The following is a 20365-nucleotide window of genomic DNA, read 5'->3' as shown; positions in this document are numbered from 1 at the left end:
ATGGCTTCAACGCAGTTCACTCAAGTCGGTGTATTTCTTCAATATCCCCCAATCAGTCCCCTCTCCCTCCGGGAGAGGGCTAGGGTGAGGGCCAGCAGACGACGCGGTCTCACTTGATAGCCGCAAAACCCTCAATTTCGTCAGGCCAGGCCGTCAACACCTCAAACCCGTCCTCCGTCACCGCAATCATGTGCTCCCACTGCGCCGACAGCGAGCCATCCTTGGTCAGCACGGTCCAGCCATCCGGCATGTTCTTCACATGGCGCTTGCCCGCGTTGAGCATGGGTTCGATGGTGAAAATCATCCCCGCCTTCAGCTTCAGGCCCTGATTCGGATAACCGTAGTGCAGCACCTGCGGTTCGTCGTGGTAGACCTTGCCGATCCCGTGCCCGCAGTACTCGCGCACCACGCTGAAACCTTCCTTCTCCGCCAGGCTTTGAATTGCATGGCCGATGTCGCCCAACGTAGCACCCGGGCGCACGACACGGATGCCGGCGCACATCGCTTCGTAGGTGGTCTTGATCAGATGTTGCGCTTGGGGTGAAGCCTGGCCGACCACGTACATGCGACTGGTGTCGCCGAACCAACCGTCCTTGATCACCGCAATGTCGAGGTTGAGGATGTCGCCATCCTTCAACGGCGTACCGGATGGAATGCCGTGGCAAACCGCGTCGTTGACCGATGCGCAGACGGTTTTCGGGAAGCCGTGATAACCGACGTTCGCCGGGATCGCCTTCTGCACATTGACGATGTAGTCGTTGCACAGGCGATCAAGTTGATCGGTCGTCACGCCAGCCTTGACGTGCGGCACCAGCATCGCCAGTACCTCGGCAGCCAGTTGGCCGGCCACGCGGGATTGGGCAATTTCGGCCCGGGAGTTGATCTTGATCGGATTTCTCATGCCTTGGCCGCCTCTTTGACCGAGGCGTTCTGCGCGGCGTCCGCCAGTGCGCAGACTTGCTGCAGATCCAGGCCACCGGCCTGTTCGGCACGAATCAGCAACCGGCAAATGGCATGGTGATCAAGGTCGGGATACAGCTCGGCGAGCATGCCGATGCGCATCCAGTGCTCGGCCTGCGCGTTGATCGAGCGGCTCAGTGCGTTGCTGGAAATGCGCAGATTCTCGTGCATATCCTCTGAAATCTTTACGATGCCCATGGCAAAATCCGATATGAAATATATATGGATCGTATATTAATCGGGCATCTCCCCGAATTGCAAATTTCGATGAGAAGTCAAATCGCAGGCAAAAAAAAGCTGCCAAAGTTGGCAGCCAAAATCATGAAAAGCACGCGATGTATTGGGGCCAAGAATAGGTGCCTGATAATGACAGTGTCATGACAGCGACAAACTCATTCAACCGCCCTCCCCCCGTCATCAGGTTGTCATCGAACCCACGGCAGAATCCTCGCAAACCGTCCCGAGCCTCCCGACGGAAGATCTGCAAGGACTCCCATGAAAGAAGACACCTCGCTGTTTGCTGCCATCGACCTGGGCTCGAATGCGTTTCGCATGATGATCGGTCAATCGGTGCGCAGCAGAAAGGGCTTCATGATTCAGGAAGTCAAAACCTTGCGTGAGCCGGTGCGCCTGGCCGAAGGCTTCGATGGCCGGGCACTGGATGAAATGGCGCTGGATCGCGGCTGGCAGGCCCTGGCGCGGTTCGGCAAGAAGCTGCGCGGTTTCGAGCCCGGTCGCGTGCGTGCGGTGGCCACCAGCGCGGTGCGCGAGGCGGACAATGCGCAGCTGTTTCTGGCGAGCGCGGAGCGGCATCTGGGGTTTCGCATCGATGTGATTTCCGGTCACGAAGAAGCGCGTCTGGTCTACGCTGGTGTGGCCCACACCCTGCCGGTCGCCGATGACATGCGTCTGGTGGTCGACATTGGCGGCGGCTCCACCGAACTGATCCTCGGTCAGGGTTCGCAACCGTTGCTGACCGAAAGCATCGCCATCGGCAGTGGCACCTTGAGCACGCGCTACTTTCGCAACGGCGAGATTTCCCCCGGCGCCCTGCAAGAGGCCGAACGGGCGGCGATCCTGCAATTCGAAAAGGTCGCCCGCCGCTATCGCGCCCAGGGCTGGCAGCAGACCATCGGTTCCTCAGGCACTGCACGAATGCTCGCCAAGGTGCTCAAGGCCAATCACCTGAACGACTACGGTCAGGGTGGTATTACCTACGGCGGCTTGCTGCGGCTGTCGCTTCGTCTGCTGGAGGTCGGCAACGTGCGGCAACTGAAACTCGCCGGCCTGCAGTCTCACCGCCAGAGCATTCTGCCCGGTGGGCTGGTCGTCATGCTCGCAGCCTTCAAGGTATTCGGTATCGCGCAAATGGAACCATCGGAACCCGGTTTGAGACTGGGTGTTCTGCACGGCCTGATGAGCAACCACTGATCGGTTTTCGCTGCCGGATATTCATCGTCAGATCAAGCCGTTGATCACGCTGAAGACGCCCTTTGAATACTCAATGACGCCTCTGTGTAAACCTCGGTAAATCGCTCCCTTCCTCTCTCTGATTTCGTTCTATGGTTAGATCGAAATGGCTGAATTGCACGCTGACTAATGGTTGCGACAGTTGATGTCTGCGCCTATGTTGCACGCGAGCTTTTTCCCCGCGAATGGAACGCGATCAACACCACAAAGAGGTGAAGAAATGTCAAAGGATTCACGCCCTGCCGTACTTGGGCTGATCGGCAATACGCCGCTGGTACAAGTCACCCGCTTCGATACCGGTCCCTGCACCCTGTTTCTCAAACTCGAATCACAGAACCCCGGCGGCTCGATCAAGGACCGCATCGGCCTGGCGATGATCGATGCCGCCGAACGCGACGGTCGCCTGCAACCCGGCGGCACGATCGTTGAGGCCACCGCTGGCAACACCGGCCTGGGCCTGGCGCTGGTCGGCCGCGCCAAGGGCTACCGGGTGGTGCTGGTGGTACCGGACAAGATGTCCACCGAAAAAGTCCTGCACCTCAAGGCCATGGGCGCCGAAGTGCACATCACTCGCTCCGATGTCGGCAAGGGTCACCCCGAGTATTACCAGGACGTCGCCGCCCGTCTGGCGAAAGACATACCCGGCGCGTTCTTCGCCGACCAGTTCAATAACCCTGCCAACCCGCTGGCCCACGAATGCAGCACCGCGCCGGAAATCTGGGCGCAGACCGAGCATGACCTGGACGCCATCGTGGTCGGCGTCGGCTCGGCCGGCACGCTGACCGGCCTGACGCGCTTCTTCAAGCGCGTGCAGCCGGATCTTGAAATGGTCCTGGCTGACCCGGTCGGTTCGGTGATGGCTGAATACAGCCGCAGCAAGCACTTGGGCACCGCCGGATCGTGGGCGGTGGAAGGCATCGGCGAAGACTTCATTCCGTCGATTACCGATCTGTCGAGCGTGCGCAGCGCCTACTCGATCAGCGACGAAGAAAGCTTCGATCACGCCCGTCAGTTGCTGAAAGCAGAGGGCATTCTCGGTGGCTCGTCCACCGGCACCCTGCTCGCCGCCGCGCTGCGTTACTGCCGTGAGCAGACCGTGCCGAAGCGAGTGGTCAGCTTCGTCTGCGACACCGGCACCCGTTACCTGTCGAAGGTCTACAACGACCAATGGATGACCGATCAGGGCCTGTTGCAGCGCAAACGCTACGGCGACCTGCGCGACTTGATTGCCCGCCGCTTCGAAGACGGCAAAGTCGTCAGTGTAGGCCCCGACGATACGCTGATGACCGCGTTCCAGCGCATGCGCCTGGCCGATGTCTCGCAGTTGCCGGTGCTGGTGGATGGCAAACAACTGGTCGGTGTGATCGACGAATCGGACATTCTGGTGCGCGTACACGAAGACGCCTCGCTCTTCAGCAAGCCCGTCGCCAGCGCGATGACCGACAAGCTGCAAACCCTCGCCCCCGGCGCCACGCTGGCTGAACTGGAAGCCGTGCTGAGCAGTGGCCTGGTGGCGATCATTGCCGACGCTTCAGGCTTCCACGGCCTGATCACCCGCGTCGACATGCTCAACCAACTACGGAGATCCCTTGCATGAGTCAGCACGACAAGAACGCCCGCCCGCAGGGTTTCGCCACCCGCGTGATCCACGCAGGGCAGACGCCGGACCCGACCACCGGCGCGCTGATGCCGCCGATCTACGCCAACTCCACGTACCTGCAAGACAGCCCTGGCGTGCACAAGGGTTTCGACTACGGCCGCTCGCACAACCCGACGCGTTTTGCCCTGGAGCGTTGCGTGGCGGACCTGGAGGGCGGCACCCAGGCATTCGCCTTCGCGTCCGGGCTGGCGACGATTTCCACCGTGCTCGAACTGATCGACGCCGGGTCACACATCGTCTCCGGCAATGACCTTTATGGCGGCACTTTCCGCCTGTTCGACAAGGTGCGCCAGCGCAGTGCCGGGCATCGGTTCAGCTACGTCGATCTGGCCGACCTGTCGGCGTTCGAAGCATCGTTGCAGGACGACACGCGCATGGTCATGGTGGAAACGCCGACCAACCCGCTGCTGAGCCTGTCCGACCTAGCCGCCATCGCGCGCATCTGCAAGGCGCGCGGGATCATCTGCGTGGCCGACAACACCTTCGCCAGCCCGTGGATCCAGCGTCCGCTGGAACTGGGTTTCGACATCGTGCTGCACTCGACCACCAAATACCTGAACGGTCACTCCGACGTGATCGGCGGGATTGCGGTAGTCGGCGACAATCCTGCGCTGGCCGAGCGCCTGGGCTTCCTGCAGAACGCTGTCGGCGCCATCTCCGGCCCGTTCGACGCCTTCCTCACCCTGCGCGGCGTGAAGACCCTGGCGCTGCGTATGGAGCGTCATTGCAGCAACGCACTGGAATTGGCGCGCTGGCTGGAACAACAGCCGCAGGTCAAACGCGTCTACTACCCAGGCCTGGAATCGCACCCGCAGCATGAACTGGCCAAACGACAGATGCGTGGTTTCGGCGGGATGATTTCCCTGGATCTGAACAGTGATCTGGCGGGCGCCCGGCGCTTCCTGGAGAACGTGCAGATCTTCGCTTTGGCCGAAAGCCTTGGCGGTGTGGAAAGCCTGATCGAGCACCCGGCGATCATGACTCACGCGACCATTCCGGCCGAAACCCGTGCCAGGCTCGGCATCGGTGACAGCCTGGTGCGTCTGTCGGTGGGCGTCGAGGATATCGAGGATCTGCGTGCGGACCTGGCGCAAGCCTTGGCCAGCATCTAATCCGCAGAAACGTCAAAGCCCGCACGAAGCGGGCTTTGGTATTCGAGTAGGCGGCCAGTGCTGGTCTCTGGCTTACGAGGTTTCTCAGGACTCCCACAGTACAGGCAATGTGCTCTGCTGCTTCACACGGCATAAGGGCTGGAACCCAGCGCGGGGTTCTTTCTAACCGTGTACCCTTCGGAACGCGCCCAACGCTTCCTCGCTATCCGCTTGCGCATCAGTCTGCGTCTTCGCCTACAACCTTGAGCCTAGCAAACCCGCTGCGGTGCGCTACGCGGTTTTTAGATTGATTGTTTTCTAGCGCACGCCTGCAAGGAAGCTAACCGACTATCGCCTTCAGGGCCCTTCCAACTGCCACCCGCCAAGGGCGAACTATACTTTTCAGTTCGCTGTTCAGATTTCCTGTAAACCGTCGACACCCGTGCGCCTTGAGGTGCGCCCGTGCCAATCGCCAATCTGGTTAACCCCAGGCCAACGAGCCTTCCGTCGATGAACAAATGACGGGCAATGCTCGGATGCTTTGTGGCTGATGGGTCGTGGAGAAAATCATGAAACACAAGCTTTGGTCAGGCGTCGTCCTGGCGGTCGCTGCATCGGTCGTGGTGATGCCCAGTGTCTGGGCTGCGCAGGCTCAGGCGCTGGCGTCTGACGGGGCGGATCACGTCAAAGCCGGGGCGGTTGCTTCGGATGGTTCGAATCATGTCGGCGCAGGGGCAGTAGCTTCTGATGGTTCAGACCATGTTGGCGCTGGCGCGGTGGCTTCTGACGGCTCTGATCATGTGGGCGCTGGCGCAGTCGCCTCTGATGGTTCCGATCACGTTGGCGCCGGCGCTGTAGCGTCTGACGGCTCCGACCATGTTGGCGCTGGGGCTGTGGCTTCGGATGGTTCGGATCATGTGGGCGCGGGTGCAGTAGCTTCAGATGGTTCGGATCACGTTGGCGCTGGGGCTGTGGCCTCCGACGGCTCCGACCATGTTGGCGCTGGCGCTGTAGCTTCTGACGGTTCCGATCATGTCGGTGCCGGCGCTGTGGCCTCTGACGGTTCGGACCATGTTGGTGCCGGCGCGGTGGCTTCTGATGGCTCCGACCACGTCGGTACCGGCGCTGTAGCTTCTGACGGCTCCGACCACGTCCGCGCGGGCGCCCTCGCCTCCGATGGCGGCGATAAAGTGGGAGCCAGTCGATTCGCGTCCACTCGCGTTGGCGTAGGCTCTGACCAGGTCGCTTCCGCTCTCATGACCGGCAGTTATTCAGACCAGTTCAACACCCCTCAATGACCGCTATCGGCGCAACCAGCCCGCCGCTGGTTGCGCCGCTCTAGCACATTTGTGCTAATCGACCACCTCGTTCCCTGGCGTTATATTCCCTCGCAACCCCCGACGCTCCCTGACATTGCCGCTGCGCAGTGCGCGGGATCGTTGCGCCTGGAAAAACAACAACACCAAGGAAGAAACACCATGAAACTGCAGCTCAGCCTCGCCAAGATTACGGTTCTCGGTGCCCTGCTCCTCGGCGCCAGCGGTTGCCAGACCGCCAAACCCACCGAAGACAGCATGCGCGAACGTGCCCAGACCGTCATTGGCCAACCGGTCACCAAGATCGGCAACATCCGCAACGACAGCACACTGACCTACTACACCGCCTACACCGCCGCCGGCGAGTACAACTGCGAATTACCCAGCGGCGCGATCATCGCGGTGGCCAGCATGGGCATCATGACGCCGCCGCTGTCCTGCCTGCCCAAAGGCGCGTCGCCGATTCCGTACCAGTAATCCGGCGCAGGAAAACCGTTCCAACGCCTCTTCTCATCCGGTAAAGGATTGCGTTCAATCATGAAAACACTCATCGCCACCCTCAGCCTCGCCGCCGTCGTTCTCACCGGCTGCGCCACACCGAAACAATGGGAAGCCACCGGCGGCAGCAAGACCGACGGCGTCGTCCAGGTCTCCTACGAACTTGGCCAGTTCGAAAGCGGGCAGACCTCCGCCGCCCAAGGGTTGGCGACGGCCGAAGGTCGCTGCAAGGTCTGGGGCTACAAGAGCGCCGAAGTGTCGGGCTCGGAGAAAAACATCTGTCGCACCATGGGCCAGTACAACTGCCTGCAAACCACCATCACGCAGGACTATCTGTGTAAGCGCTGACCGCTTCGGTCTGCCGGTCGCGCAGCGCACGCAAGGTCGCGCGCAGCTCGGCCGGGCGCACCGGTTTGGACAGAATGGCAATCTGGCGGTCATGCAGGGCCGCCTGGATTTTTTCGATGTCATGCCCGGTGATGATCATGGCCGGCACCGCATACCCCCGCTGACGGCGAACCTCATCGATGCACTCGATGCCGGTACTGTGGGTACCGAGGTCATAGTCGGCAACGATGATGTCGCAGTCGGTGACCAGCCCCTGCCCCGTCAGCTCGGCCTGCACGACGCAGCCCCAGCGCTCCAGTAACGCCGACGTCGCCAGCAGGACGTTGCGATCATCCTCCACCAGACACACCTTCAACCCCGTCAGCAATCCAACCTGACGAACCTCGTCGCGATTGACGGGCAGCTGCGGTGCCACCCGTGACAGCCCCTGCAGCGTTACGGCCGTGCCGTGCCCCAGTCGAGAGCGAATCCGCACATCGACGCCGATCATCTGCCCCAGCCGCTTGACGATCGAAAGGCCCAGCCCCACGCCTTCAACGTCCTTGTCGCGCAATTGACGAACCCGATAAAACTCCTCGAAAACCTTGGGCAGATGCTCCTCGGCGATGCCTGTGCCACGGTCATAAACCACGATGGCCAACCCCGTCCCTTTTCTGCGCACGCCCACCAGCACCGGTCGCTGCGCGCCATATTTGAAGCAGTTGGACAGCACGTTCTGCACCATGGTCGCCAGCAGGGCCGGATCCGTGTACACCCAATGCTCGCAACGGTGCAGACGTAATTCCACACCCGCCCAACGCGCCGCTTCGACGTTCTGGCGAATCAGCTCCGTCAGCCACTGCCCCAGTTCCAGCGTTTGCATCCTGGGTTGAACCCGGCCGTTATCGAGGGTGTACAGATCGAGGATCGAGCGGAAAAGCTGCGACACGTTGAGCAGCGAACGGTCGATGCTGTCCACCAATTGCCGCTCGTCTTCACCCAATCGGGATTCGCGCAGGCACGCCGTGAAAAGACCAATGGAATGAATCGGCTGGCGCAGGTCATGGCTGGCTTGGGCCAGGAAGCGCGACTTCTCCAAATTGGCCGCGACTGCCTCTTCGGAGGCCTTGCGCGTACGCTCCAGCAGCAGGTGCGCATACACCGGAATGACCGTGCTGGTGATCATCAGCATCAACACCATGAACGGTTGCGCCTGCCAGTACGGCGTCAACCGATAGACCGCCAGTAGCGCGAGCAATGCCAGTACCGTGGCAATCGCCAGATAGCGAGAGCCATATCGCATGCCGTTACCGAGGTTGACCCAGACCATGACCGCATAGATGGGCAACGCCGCCTCACCGCCGACCACCAGACCGAAGCAGGTGCCGGTGTAATCGTGGATCATGCCGAATATCCGCCGCGCAGGATAATGCCCCGGCCAACGTACGATGGCCTGGCGCAGCCCGACGGAGGCCAGCAAAAACAGGGCAATGTAGGTGACCACCGGCAGGTAAGTCTCGAAGCGCTGCCCTGGCAAGAAGCCGAGCACGCCCATGTAAATGAGCGCGATACTGGCGATGATGATGCGTAGATTGGCCTGATCAAGCTCGGTGTTTTTCTCGAACTTCATGGAGGAACGTCCTTGTGCGGCAGTCGTCATAAACAACACGAACCAACAGGCAATGCCTTCGCCCGGTGCTAAGGTGCATGCCGTGAGAAATGCTGACCCAGGGAGGGTTGTGCAATGACATGCCGAATCATCATAGCCGACGATCATCCACTGTTTCGCGAAGCGATGATGCGCACAGTCCGGCGCCTGTTGCCGCAAGCGCTGATCGAAGAAGCCGGCGACCTCGACAGCGTGCTCGCCCTGCTGCCGGCCGGCGATGAGCCCGACACCTTGATCCTCGACCTGCGCTTCCCCGGCCTGACCTGTGTCACCCAGCTCGCGGAACTACGCCGCCGCTTGCCGCGAACCACGCTGATCGTGGTGTCGATGGTCGACGACGAAGCGTTGATCGGCGAAGTCATGGCCGCCGGCATCGATGGTTTCATCGGCAAGAACATCGCCCCCGATGAGATCGGTCAGGCGATCCGGGCGATTCGTGAAGGTGAGGTTCTGGTGAAGTTTGCCCCGTCCGGCCTGCTGCCGCTGGACACAGGCACCGCCCTCACCCCGCGTCAGCAAGAGGTTTTGCGGCTGATCGCCAAGGGCAAGACCAACAAGGAAATCGCCCGTGAACTGGATATTTCGCCGTTCACGGTGCGGATTCATGTGTCGTCGTTGTTGCGGGCGCTCAACGTGCCGTCGCGGGCTGCGGCGGCAGTCAAGTATTCCGGTGCGGGTTAGCGTTGGAAGGCGTGATCAAGGATCCACCTGCGCCATCAATTCGGGCACCGATTCCTGCCGTTTCGCATACCGCTGCGCCAGCACCGCGCAGACCATCAGCTGAATCTGGTGAAACAACATCAGGGGCAGAATCAGCACCCCGATGGTGCTGCCGGCGAACAACACCTGCGCCATCGGCACACCGGTGGCCAGGCTTTTCTTCGAGCCGCAGAACAAAATAGTGATTCGGTCTTCCTGACTGAAACCGAACGCCTTGCCCAGCAGCGTCGACGCCAGCAGCACCAGCGCCAGCAGGATGCAGCAGGCCACCACCAGCCCCAACAGGTCGATGACCGGAATCTGATGCCAGATGCCTTCGTTGACGGCCTCGCTGAACGCGCCATAGACCACCAGCAGAATCGAACCCTGATCGACGAATTTCAGCCAGTTCTTGTTACGGCCGACCCAGGCGCCGATCCAGCGGCGGGCGATCTGCCCGGCAATGAACGGCAGCAGCAGTTGCACGCTGATCTTCAGGATCGCGTCGACGGTCGAACCGCCGTCGCCGTGCACGTTCAGCAACAGCGTCACCAGCAATGGCGTCAGAAAGATCCCGAACAGGCTGGACGCCGCCGCGCTGCAAATCGCCGCCGGAATGTTGCCCCGGGCCAGCGAAGTGAAGGCAATCGCCGACTGCACCGTCGCCGGCAGCGCGCAAAGGTAAAGCATGCCCATGTACAGGTTGTCACCGATCATCGGCGACAACAGCGGTTTGAGCGCCAGCCCCAATAACGGGAACAGGACAAAGGTCAGGCTGAACACCAGCAGATGCAGGCGCCAGTGACCGGCGCCGGCGATGATCGATTCGCGCGACAGCTTGGCGCCGTGCAGAAAAAACAGCAGCGCAATCGCAATGTTGGTCAGCCAGCCGAAGCCGGCCGCGACCTGGCCGCTGGCGGGCAGGAAGCTGGCCAGCAGCACCACGCCGATCAGGGTCAGGGTGAAGTTGTCGGGCAGGAATCTTGGGCGCGTCATGGTTTGCTCATCCGGGGGTTGCCAGTACGTGGAAGCGACTCTAACGTGGCTGGAAATTACCGACTAACGCCGAAGAGCCTCAAGATGCCGCCAAAAGGACATGACAAAAGTGTCAGACGCAGCATTCCCGGACTGCCCAGCCTGCCGCGTCCGTTGTACGGGCGCACCGAATCGCTGCCCAATCGCGCCCTGACCCGCCGCCACAGTCATCCGTGGGTGCAATTGTCCTACGCGATCCAGGGCGTACTCGAAGTGCAGACCGCCGCCGGCCGCTTCGTTGCGCCGCCGGAGCGGGCCGTATGGATTCCGGCGGGCGTGCCCCATCGGGTATTCAGTTCGCCGCACACGGAAATGCGCAGCCTGTACATCGATTGCAGCGTCGCGGGCTGGGCGCTGGAGCGCTGTCATGTGCTCGGTGTCAGTGATCTTTTGCGTGAGTTGATCCGGGCCTTCAGTCAGATTCCTGTCGAGTATGACCAGCGCGGCCCTCACGGTCGGCTGGCGCAGGTCATCCTCGACCAATTGGCCGAAGCCCCGCAGATCGACCTGATGCTGCCACTGCCTCAGGACATCCGTTTGCGCCAGATCTATCAGAGTCTGGAGCAGCATCCGGAACAGCAGACCACACTCAGTCACTGGAGCGAAAAGTTTGGCGTGACCGAGAAAACCCTGAGCCGGCTGTTCCTGCGCGATACCGGCCTGACCTTCCGCGCCTGGCGCCAGCGCTTGCGTTTGCTGGGTGCGCTGACGCCGCTGGAGCGTGGTGAACGCGTCACCGAAGTGGCTCTGGCCTGCGGTTATGATTCGACATCGGCGTTCATCGCAGCCTTTCGCCAGCAGTTTGGAGAGACGCCCGGAGAATTTTTTCGCTGATCTTTGTCGATATTTATCGAATTAGGACATGCCAATGGACAAACTTCAGGGTAGAGTTTCGTCCATCAAGAATGATTGACACGTTTCGACGATAACAATGATCAACCCCCCCTTTAGCGAACCTGTCGGCGGTAACAGCATGATCGAAGTCACTGAAGTCTCCATTGCCCAACTGCGCGCAGCGCTCGAATCCGGCCAGACCACGGCAGTTGAACTGGTTCAGGCCTATCTGGCGCGTATCGATGCCTATGACGGCCCGGACACCGCCACCGCCCTGAACGCGGTGATCGTGCGCAACCCCGATGCCCTGAAGGAAGCCCAGGCCTCCGATGCCCGTCGCGCCAAGGGCGAAACCCTCGGTCCGCTGGACGGCATCCCCTATACCGCCAAGGACAGCTATCTGGTCAAAGGCCTGACCGCTGCGTCCGGCAGTCCGGCGTTCGCCGATCTGGTGGCCCAACGCGACGCGTTCACCATCGAGCGTCTGCGTGCGGGCGGCGCGATCTGCCTGGGCAAGACCAACATGCCGCCGATGGCCAATGGCGGGATGCAACGCGGCGTCTACGGTCGGGCCGAAAGCCCGTACAACGCCGCTTATCTGACTGCGCCGTTTGCTTCCGGCTCGTCCAACGGTGCCGGCACCGCCACCGCTGCAAGCTTCTCGGCATTCGGTCTGGCGGAAGAAACCTGGTCGAGCGGTCGCGGCCCTGCCTCGAACAACGGCCTGTGCGCCTACACGCCTTCGCGCGGGGTGATCTCGGTACGTGGCAACTGGCCGCTGACACCGACCATGGACGTGGTGGTGCCCTACGCCCGCACCATGGCCGACCTGCTGGAAGTGCTCGACGTGGTGGTCGCCGAAGACACCGACACCCGTGGCGACCTGTGGCGCCTGCAACCCTGGGTGCCGATCCCGAGCGTGGCCTCGGTGCGCCCCGCTTCTTACCTCGATCTGGCGGTGAAGAGTGATGCACTGGCCGGCAAACGCCTGGGCGTGCCGCGCATGTACATCAACGCCGACCCCGAGGCCGGCACCAGTGAAAATCCGGGTATCGGCGGCCCGACCGGGCAACGCATCAACACCCGCGCCTCGGTGATCGATCTGTGGAAACAGGCCCGCCAGGCCCTCGAAGCGGCCGGTGCCGAAGTCATCGAAGTGGATTTCCCGCTGGTCTCCAACTGCGAAGGCGATCGCCCGGGCGCGCCGACCGTGTTCAATCGCGGCATCGTCTCCAAAGAGTTCATGCACCACGAACTGTGGGATCTGTCGGCCTGGGCCTTCGATGATTTCCTGCGCGCCAACGGCGACCCGAAACTCAACCGTCTGGCGGACGTCGACGGGCCGAAAATCTTTCCGCATGACCCGGGCACCCTGCCCAACCGTGAAGGCGACCTCGCCGCCGGCATGGACGAATACGTGCGCATGGCCGAGCGCGGCATCACGCCGTGGGATCAGATCCCGACGCTGCCGGACGGCCTGCGCGGCCTGGAGAAGACCCGCAAGCTCGACCTCGAAGACTGGATGGATCGCCTCGGCCTCGACGCCGTGCTGTTCCCGACCAACGCCGACGTGGGCCCGGCCGACGCCGACGTCAACCCGGCCTCGGCCGACATCGCCTGGAGCAACGGCATCTGGGTCGCCAACGGCAACCTCGCGATCCGCCACCTCGGCGTCCCGACCGTCACCGTGCCGATGGGCGTGATGGCCGACATCGGCATGCCGGTCGGGCTGACGTTTGCCGGACGTGCCTATGACGACTCGACACTGTTGCGACTGGCGGCGGCGTTCGAGGCGACCGGTTCGAGACGTCTGGTGCCGCCGCGTACGCCAGCGCTGGCAACCGGCAAATAAGAAAAAGGCGGGATCTTTCGATCCCGCCTTTTTCTTTATCTTTCTGCCAACGCTTCCAGTAAATCCGCCGAAGGCACAAAGAACAGACTGCCGGTGACCGCCGTGCTGAAGTCCAGCAGCCGGTCATAGTTGCCCGGCGGTTTGCCGACGAACATGTTTTCCAGCATCTGCTCCAGCGGTTCCGGCGAACGCGCGTAGCCAATGAAGTAAGTGCCGAACTCCCCCACGCCAGGCCGACCGAATGGCATGTTGTCGCGCAGGATTTTTACTTCCTCGCCGTCCTTGGTGATGGTCGTCAAGGCGCTGTGGGAATTGCTCGGCTTGACCGAGTCATCCAGCTCGATATCGGACAGTTTGGTGCGCCCGATTACCCGCTCCTGGGCCTCGACTGACAATTCGTTCCACGCCTTCATGTTGTGCAGATACTTCTGCACCAGCACGTAACTGCCGCCACTGAACGGCTGATCTTCATCGCCCACGAGGGTGAAATGCTCGGCTTTGCGGCCGACCGGATTTTCCGTGCCATCGACAAAACCGATGATGCTGCGCATGTCGAAATAGCGGAAACCCTGCACTTCATCAGTCACAGTAACGGCGCCGTCCAGCGCCGACATCAGCTGCGTCGCCAGTTCGAAACACAGGTCCATCTGATCGGCGCGAATGTGCAGCAGCAAATCGCCCGGCGTGGAAACGGCGCGCCGCCCTTCTACGCCGAATTCGCGGAAGTCGTGCAGGGACGCGGGGCGTGGACTGCCGAACAGGCGATCCCACGCGCTGGAAGAAAACCCACAAACGCAGGACAAGTTTCCAGAAGGGACGCGCTTGCCGACCGAGCGCGTCAGCCCTGCGATATCGGCGCACCAGCCGCGGACTTTTTCGGCGGCCTCAGCTTCGGCGTTGAGGGTCGCCACGATGAATATGGCAGCGCTGGTGATCGGGCTGCAGACGGCTTGAGGATCTGGCGTGTCGATGATCGTAGCTCCCGGAGTGGTGGACTGACTCGACAGCGAGGTTAGCAAAGAAGTGCTGAATGAAGTATTACCCGCGCTCTGCCCGTGTCGACCGACACTTCGTTATTCACGAACAATACCCACGAAATAAACGATTTTTCTTTGCCGGAAGGCTCCCACTAGCATGGCCCCGTCTACCCCGAAAAACATAAAGACAGGGAGAACGGCATGCACCCCATCAACATCGGCGAACCCTGGATGTGGGCCGCCTTCATCGTTTTTGTCCTCGCCATGCTGGCCGTTGACCTGTTCGTCTTCGGTGGGCGCAAGGCGCATCGGGTTTCGGTACGTGAAGCCTCAGTCTGGGTGATCGCCTGGTGCATGCTGGCGATGGCCTTCGCCGGGTTGCTCTGGTGGTACCTCAACGGCGAACTCGGGCCCGAAATCGCCAAGGTCAAGACCCTGGAATTCCTCACCGGTTACCTGATCGAGCAGTCGCTGTCGATCGACAACATGTTCATTTTCGTGATGATCTTCAGCTACTTCGCCGTGCCGCCGGAGTTGCAGCGCCGGGTGCTGCTGTACGGCGTATTGGGAGCGATCGTGATGCGCGCGGCGATGATCTTCGCCGGTGTTTGGCTGGTGTCGCAGTTCACGTGGCTGCTGTATGTGTTCGGTGTGTTCCTGATCATTACCGGGATCAAGATGTTGATGTTCGCCGATCAGAAGCCGGATCTGGAAAAAAATCCGATTGTGCGTTGGGCCCGTGGACATTTACGCATCACCCATAGCTTCCATGGCGAGCGCTTTTTTGTGCGGCAAAACGGTGTGCGCTGGGCTACGCCGATGTTTCTGGTATTGGTGCTGATCGAGGCCAGCGACTTGATGTTTGCGGTCGACAGCATCCCGGCGATTTTCGCGGTGACCACCGATCCGTTCATCATTTTCACCTCGAACATCTTCGCGATCATGGGTCTGCGGGCGCTGTACTTTTTGCTGGCGGACATGGCCGACCGCTTTCATCTGCTCAAGTACGGACTGGCGCTGGTACTGGTGTTCATCGGCGGCAAAATGACGGTGATGCCGTGGTTTCACACGCCGGTGGAATGGTCACTGGCGATTGTCGGCGGGGTAATTCTGACATCGGTGTTGCTGAGTATGATCCTGACGAAGGACAAGTCGCCTGAAGAAAGTCAGGCGAAATAACGGCCGCGGGAGCAAACGTGGTTCGCTCCCGCGACCTTGAACTTATTTATCCGACTTGATGCTGGTCCACACCCGGGTCCGCACCCGCTCCAGTTTCTGCGGCAACGGTTGCACCACGTACAGTGTCTTTAACGCTTCGCTGGTCGGTGTCAGGTTCGGGTTGCCGGTGATTTCCTTGTTGATCAGCGGCAGCGAATCCTTGTTGGCATTCGGGTAGCCGAGGAAGTCGCTGATCGACGCAATCACCTTCGGATCCAGCAGCGTGTTGAGGAACTCATGGGCCTCCTCGACGTTTTTGGCGCTCTTCGGAATGGCGAAGGTATCGAACCAGATCGGCGCGCCTTCCTTCGGCAGGCGCCAGTCGACCACCACGCCGTTTTTCGCCTCTTTGGCGCGGTTGCCGAACTGGTAGAAGCTGCCGGAATAACCGATGGCCACACAGATGTCGCCGTTGGCGATGTCGGTCATGTACTTGGCCGAGTTGAAGTAGGTGACATAGGGACGAACCTTGAGCATCAGGTCCTTGGCTTTCTCATAGTCGGCCGGGTTCTGGCTGTTCGGGTCCAGACCGAGATAATGCAAGGCCAGCGGCAGGATTTCCGATGGTGAATCGAGCATCGCCACGCCGCAGGATTTCAGTTTTTCCATGTTTTCGGGTTTGAACACCAGATCCCAGCTGTCCACCGGCGCATTCTCGCCGAGCGCAGCCTTGACCTTTGCCGGGTTGAAACCGATCAGCACCGTGCCGACCATGTAGGGCACGCCGTACTGATTGCCGGGGTCATTGGCGTCAAGCAACTTGAGCAGCGCCGGGTCCTGGTGACTCCAGTTCGGTAGCCTGGACTTGTCGAGTTTCTGGAACACACCGGCCTTGATCTGGGTATCGAGGAACTGGTTCGACGGCACCACCAGGTCGTAGCCGGAGTTGCCGGTCAGCAGTTTGGCTTCGAGGGATTCGTTGGTGTCGAAGGTGTCCCAGGTCACTTTGATGTTGCTTTTGGCGGCGAAGTCCTTGGGCACCGACGGCAGGATGTAGTCCGCCCAGTTGTATACCCGCAGTTCGCGCTGCTCGGCGTGTGCGGCGCCGGCCAGTAGCGTCAAACCGCAAACAGTAGCGCCCAGAATGCGTTTCATCGTGACCATGTTGTGTTTCCCCGAATGCGGCGTGAGTCGATGGTTTTTATGTTCTGTACACGGCAGCGGCTGTCAGGTCAGCCAAGGGCAAGGAAGGTGCAGCATTTAGTTGTGGCTTCGATTCTTGCCGACAGCGTAGCCGCAGCACAGTAGCCGGTTGGCCAAAAGGGGATCGATCTGGCCAATTTGCGTGACCGCCCGAATGCTCAAACGACAACGCCCGGCAAAGTGCCGGGCGTTGTTGAACAGCCTGCGAGCGATCAGTCGGTATAGCCCAGCCGCGTCGCCGTGCTCTTCTGAGTGTGCCCGCGAGTCGCCAGGCAGTAATACAACGGGCAGGTCACGAGCAGGCCGACCAGCCATGACAGGTCCGCGCCTTCCACCAGGTTGGCGTAAGGGCCGACGTACAACGAGGTATTGGCGAACGGCAGCTGCACGATGATGCCGATGAAATAGGCAATGATCGCGTGCAGATTGAAACGCCCGTAGATCCCGCCATCGGCACGGAAGATCGAGGCGATGTCGTAGCGGCCGCGTTTGATCAGGTAGAAGTCGATCAGGTTGATCGACGCCCACGGCACCAGTACCAGCAGCAACGCCAGAATCAATCCGATGAACTCGGAAATGAAGTCCGCCGACGCGCCCAGCGCCACCACGCAGCAACCCGCCAGCACCACACTCGACAGCACCACCCGCACCTTGATGCTCGGCGTCCAACGGCTGGCGAAGGTCTGGATCGAGGTGATGATCGACAACACCGCGCCATACAGATTCAGCGCGTTGTGGCTGATGATGTTGAGCAGGAACAACACCATCAGAATCGGCCCCAGCCAACCGGTGGACTGCTTGACCGCCGCCATCGCTTCGGTGCCTTCGGGGGTCGCCAGCACCGCCACCGCACCGAAGGTGAACGACAGAATCGTGCCCAGCGTTGCGCCCAGATAAGTCGCGATAAACGGCTTGCTGATACCGATGTCCGCCGGCAGGTAGCGCGAATAGTCGGACACGTACGGCGAGAAGCTGATCTGCCAGATGATCCCCAGCGACACCGTCGCCAGCCAACCCGACAGATTGAAGCTGCCACGAGTGAAGAAGTCGGCCGGCAAGTCATGGGCAAAGATGTAGATGAACCCGGCCAGCAACGCGCTACCCATCACCCAGGTACCGATGCGGTTCAGCGTGTGGATGAAGTTGTAGCCGATCACGCCGATGGCCGTGGCGCTGAGGGCGCCGATCAGAATGCTCAGCGGCGCCGGCACCGACGGCGCAATGCCGACGATGGATTTGCCGGCCAGCACGATGTTGGAAATGAAAAAACCGATATAGATGATCGCCGCGAAGAACACGATCAGCAGCGCACCGTAGCGCCCGAACTGGCCACGACTCTGGACCATCTGCGGAATGCCCATGCGCGGTCCCTGTGCCGACGCCAAAGCAATCACCACACCGCCGATCATGTGCCCCAGCGCAATCGCCAGCAGCCCCCAGAACAGGTCGAGATGAAACACCTGGACCACCATGGCGCCGGTGACGATGGGCAGTGGCGCAATGTTGGTGCTGAACCAAAGGGTGAAAAGGTCGCGGGCCTTCCCGTGGCGTTCCGCGAGTGGGACGTAGTCGACCGTGTGATTCTCGATCAACGGATCTTGCCGGGACATCTGGGACATAAAAATGAACTCGATTGGGTCTGTTCTTATCGTTGTATGAAGCCAAACCGGGGGCGCTTCTTGGCCGCCCCTCAGATGAACACCATATTATGGTATTCCAACATTTTCACAAGACTGATCCGCTGTTTACGACGGCATCTGATCCGGCATCCTCCCTGATAGCCAGGCTTTACGGCTAGACGAAAGGCCCGTAAATGTTGAGTTTCCGACGGGTGAACCACGTTTATCGTTTCACCAAAAAAGCGCTTGCAATCGATGTATTACGGTATACCATCAGACCCACAAACGAATAAAAACACGCTTCATCGCACTCGAGGATTGACCAATGATCGATGCTGCCGTCTACAAACAAGTCATGGGCTCGTTCCCGTCCGGCGTCACCGTCATCACTACGCTTGATGACGACGGCCAGATCGTCGGCCTCACCGCCAGCGCCTTCAGTTCGCTGTCGATGGATCCGGCCCTGGTGCTGTTCTGCCCCAATTACAGCTCCGATTCCTATCCCGTCCTGATCAAGAACCGACGCTTTGCCATTCACGTACTGTCCGGCGGCCAGCAGAGCGAAGCCTATGCGTTCGCCCGCAAAGGCAAGGACAAGGCGCAGGGCATCGAGTGGACGCTGAGCGAACTGGGCAATCCGATCCTGGCCAACGCGACAGCTATCATCGAATGTGAGCTGTGGCGCGAATACGAAGGTGGCGACCACGCGATCATGGTCGGCGCGGTGAAAAACCTCATCGTCCCTCAACAGGACGCCGGCCCGATGGTGTATTGCCACGGCAAGATGGGCGCCCTGCCCGCCTTCGCCTGATCCCCACGATTGCACTTAAACAGGCCTGCATGCGACCGGCCGACCACAAGAGATTCGAGGTAGCGTCATGAAATTTTCCCTGTTCGTACACATGGAACGCTGGGACGAAAGCGTCAGCCACCGTCAACTGTTCGAAGACCTGACCGAACTGACGTTGATGGCCGAGGCCGGCGGTTTCAGCACTGTGTGGATCGGCGAACACCACGCCATGGAATACACCATCTCGCCGAGCCCTATGCCGCTGCTGGCCTACCTCGCAGCCAAGACCACCACCATTCACCTGGGCGCCGGCACCATCATCGCGCCGTTCTGGCACCCGCTGCGGGTGGCCGGCGAATGCGCCTTGCTCGACGTGATCAGCAACGGCCGGATGGAAGTCGGCCTGGCCCGTGGCGCCTATCAGGTGGAATTCGACCGCATGGCTGGCGGCATGCCTGCCTCATCCGGCGGCCAGGCCCTGCGGGAAATGGTCCCGGTGGTCCGCGCCCTGTGGCAAGGCGACTACGCCCACAATGGCGAGATCTGGAAATTCCCCACCTCCACCAGCGTGCCGAAACCGATCCAGAAGCCCAACCCACCGATGTGGATCGCCGCCCGCGACCCAGACTCGCACAACTTCGCCGTGGCCAACGGCTGCAATGTGATGGTCACGCCGTTGATGAAGGGCGACGAAGAAGTCCTCGACCTGAAAAACAAATTCCAGACGGCGCTGGACAACAATCCTGACGTGCCGCGTCCGCAGCTGATGGTGCTGCGCCACACCCACGTGCATTCAGTGGATGACCCGGAAGGCTGGAAGGTAGGCGCCAAAGCCATCTCACGTTTCTACCGCACGTTCGATGCGTGGTTCGGCAACAAGGAAGTGCCGGTCAATGGCTTCCTCGCCCCGAGCCCGGAAGAGAAATTTGCCGGGCGTCCGGAATTTGAGCTGGAGAGCCTGCACAAGACCGCGATGATCGGCACGCCGGAAGAGATCATTCCGCGGATCAAGTACTACCAGGAACTGAGGGTGGATGAGTTCAGCTTCTGGTGTGACAACAGCTTGCCGCATGCGCAGAAGAAGAAGTCGCTGGAGCTGTTTATCAAGCATGTGGTGCCGGCGTTCAGATAGACCTGCGCCTGGCATACGAAAACGCCCCGAGATGTTCGGGGCGTTTGCGTTTCGTATCCAGGTTCCGATTCAGCA

18 protein-coding genes are annotated in these 20365 nt (G+C 60.8%); 11 read left to right on the top strand and 7 right to left on the bottom strand.

Annotation, left to right across the window (positions count from 1 at the left end):
* Positions 1-109: 109 nt before the first annotated feature.
* Both map and J5M72_RS17140 read right to left on the bottom strand, forming a co-directional pair.
* Positions 110-901: a type I methionyl aminopeptidase gene (gene map / locus J5M72_RS17145; RefSeq protein WP_207866572.1), complete on the bottom strand. Its 792-nt coding sequence runs from the start codon at positions 899-901 to the stop codon at positions 110-112.
* Positions 898-1158, bottom strand: coding sequence for a ParD-like family protein (locus J5M72_RS17140; RefSeq protein ID WP_169430704.1), 261 nt, complete (start codon positions 1156-1158; stop codon positions 898-900). Before J5M72_RS17140 ends, map begins: the two co-directional genes overlap by 4 nt.
* A gap of 297 nt (positions 1159-1455) precedes the next feature.
* Between J5M72_RS17140 and J5M72_RS17135 the strand changes: the two genes are divergently transcribed.
* From J5M72_RS17135 to yecR, 5 genes are all read left to right on the top strand, one after another.
* Positions 1456-2391, top strand: coding sequence for a Ppx/GppA family phosphatase (locus tag J5M72_RS17135; RefSeq protein ID WP_207866571.1), 936 nt, complete (start codon positions 1456-1458; stop codon positions 2389-2391).
* A gap of 259 nt (positions 2392-2650) precedes the next feature.
* Positions 2651-4027 (top strand): pyridoxal-phosphate dependent enzyme, encoded by a 1377-nt coding sequence (locus J5M72_RS17130; protein WP_169430706.1) that lies wholly within the window; start codon positions 2651-2653, stop codon positions 4025-4027.
* Positions 4024-5202, top strand: coding sequence for a cystathionine gamma-synthase (locus J5M72_RS17125; RefSeq protein ID WP_169430707.1), 1179 nt, complete (start codon positions 4024-4026; stop codon positions 5200-5202). Before J5M72_RS17130 ends, J5M72_RS17125 begins: the two co-directional genes overlap by 4 nt.
* Before the next feature lie 1457 nt (positions 5203-6659).
* A complete protein-coding gene (locus J5M72_RS17120) occupies positions 6660-6974 on the top strand; it encodes a hypothetical protein (RefSeq protein ID WP_039766904.1) in 315 nt (104 codons plus the stop codon).
* A 60-nt stretch (positions 6975-7034) separates the two neighbouring features.
* The gene (yecR, locus tag J5M72_RS17115; RefSeq protein WP_007950440.1) at positions 7035-7343 is read left to right on the top strand and encodes a YecR family lipoprotein; all 309 of its coding nucleotides are present in this window, start codon (positions 7035-7037) and stop codon (positions 7341-7343) included.
* Here yecR and J5M72_RS17110 read toward each other — a convergent pair.
* Positions 7315-8952, bottom strand: coding sequence for a hybrid sensor histidine kinase/response regulator (locus J5M72_RS17110; RefSeq protein ID WP_207866570.1), 1638 nt, complete (start codon positions 8950-8952; stop codon positions 7315-7317). The two genes, yecR and J5M72_RS17110, sit on opposite strands and share 29 nt — an antisense overlap.
* Before the next feature lie 114 nt (positions 8953-9066).
* On the opposite strand from J5M72_RS17110, the gene J5M72_RS17105 reads away from it, so the two are divergent.
* A complete protein-coding gene (locus J5M72_RS17105; RefSeq protein ID WP_169430710.1) occupies positions 9067-9672 on the top strand; it encodes a response regulator transcription factor in 606 nt (201 codons plus the stop codon).
* 15 nt (positions 9673-9687) lie between these two features.
* On the opposite strand, the gene J5M72_RS17100 is transcribed toward J5M72_RS17105, so the two are convergent.
* Positions 9688-10686, bottom strand: coding sequence for a bile acid:sodium symporter family protein (locus J5M72_RS17100; protein WP_169430711.1), 999 nt, complete (start codon positions 10684-10686; stop codon positions 9688-9690).
* Positions 10687-10770: 84 nt separating this feature from the next.
* Between J5M72_RS17100 and J5M72_RS17095 the strand changes: the two genes are divergently transcribed.
* Together J5M72_RS17095 and J5M72_RS17090 are read left to right on the top strand one after the other, a co-directional pair.
* A complete protein-coding gene (locus tag J5M72_RS17095; RefSeq protein ID WP_169430712.1) occupies positions 10771-11559 on the top strand; it encodes a helix-turn-helix transcriptional regulator in 789 nt (262 codons plus the stop codon).
* 139 nt (positions 11560-11698) lie between these two features.
* Positions 11699-13411: an amidase gene (locus J5M72_RS17090; protein ID WP_207866568.1), complete on the top strand. Its 1713-nt coding sequence runs from the start codon at positions 11699-11701 to the stop codon at positions 13409-13411.
* A 35-nt stretch (positions 13412-13446) separates the two neighbouring features.
* Here J5M72_RS17090 and J5M72_RS17085 read toward each other — a convergent pair whose 3' ends face one another.
* On the bottom strand, positions 13447-14382 hold the full coding sequence (locus tag J5M72_RS17085; RefSeq protein WP_207866625.1) for a Dyp-type peroxidase: 936 nt from the start codon (positions 14380-14382) through the stop codon (positions 13447-13449).
* 207 nt (positions 14383-14589) lie between these two features.
* Here J5M72_RS17085 and J5M72_RS17080 point away from each other — a divergent pair, with 207 nt between their 5' ends.
* The gene (locus J5M72_RS17080) at positions 14590-15567 is read left to right on the top strand and encodes a TerC family protein (RefSeq protein WP_207866566.1); all 978 of its coding nucleotides are present in this window, start codon (positions 14590-14592) and stop codon (positions 15565-15567) included.
* A 42-nt stretch (positions 15568-15609) separates the two neighbouring features.
* On the opposite strand, the gene J5M72_RS17075 is transcribed toward J5M72_RS17080, so the two are convergent.
* Both J5M72_RS17075 and J5M72_RS17070 read right to left on the bottom strand, forming a co-directional pair.
* Positions 15610-16710, bottom strand: a complete 1101-nt coding sequence (locus J5M72_RS17075; RefSeq protein WP_169430715.1) for a polyamine ABC transporter substrate-binding protein — start codon at positions 16708-16710, stop codon at positions 15610-15612.
* A 251-nt stretch (positions 16711-16961) separates the two neighbouring features.
* On the bottom strand, positions 16962-18368 hold the full coding sequence (locus tag J5M72_RS17070; protein ID WP_169430716.1) for a cytosine permease: 1407 nt from the start codon (positions 18366-18368) through the stop codon (positions 16962-16964).
* Positions 18369-18693: 325 nt separating this feature from the next.
* On the opposite strand from J5M72_RS17070, the gene J5M72_RS17065 reads away from it, so the two are divergent.
* The gene (locus tag J5M72_RS17065) at positions 18694-19179 is read left to right on the top strand and encodes a flavin reductase family protein (RefSeq protein WP_207866565.1); all 486 of its coding nucleotides are present in this window, start codon (positions 18694-18696) and stop codon (positions 19177-19179) included.
* Between the two features lie 67 nt (positions 19180-19246).
* Positions 19247-20290, top strand: a complete 1044-nt coding sequence (locus J5M72_RS17060) for an LLM class flavin-dependent oxidoreductase (protein WP_207866563.1) — start codon at positions 19247-19249, stop codon at positions 20288-20290.
* The last annotated feature ends 75 nt before the right edge of the window (positions 20291-20365 follow it).

This window comes from Pseudomonas sp. 58(2021) (assembly GCF_017491585.1).
GTDB lineage: Bacteria > Pseudomonadota > Gammaproteobacteria > Pseudomonadales > Pseudomonadaceae > Aquipseudomonas > Aquipseudomonas fluorescens_BT.
Note: the sequence above shows the minus strand (reverse complement) of the source record. Positions and strands in the feature narration are given on the sequence as shown.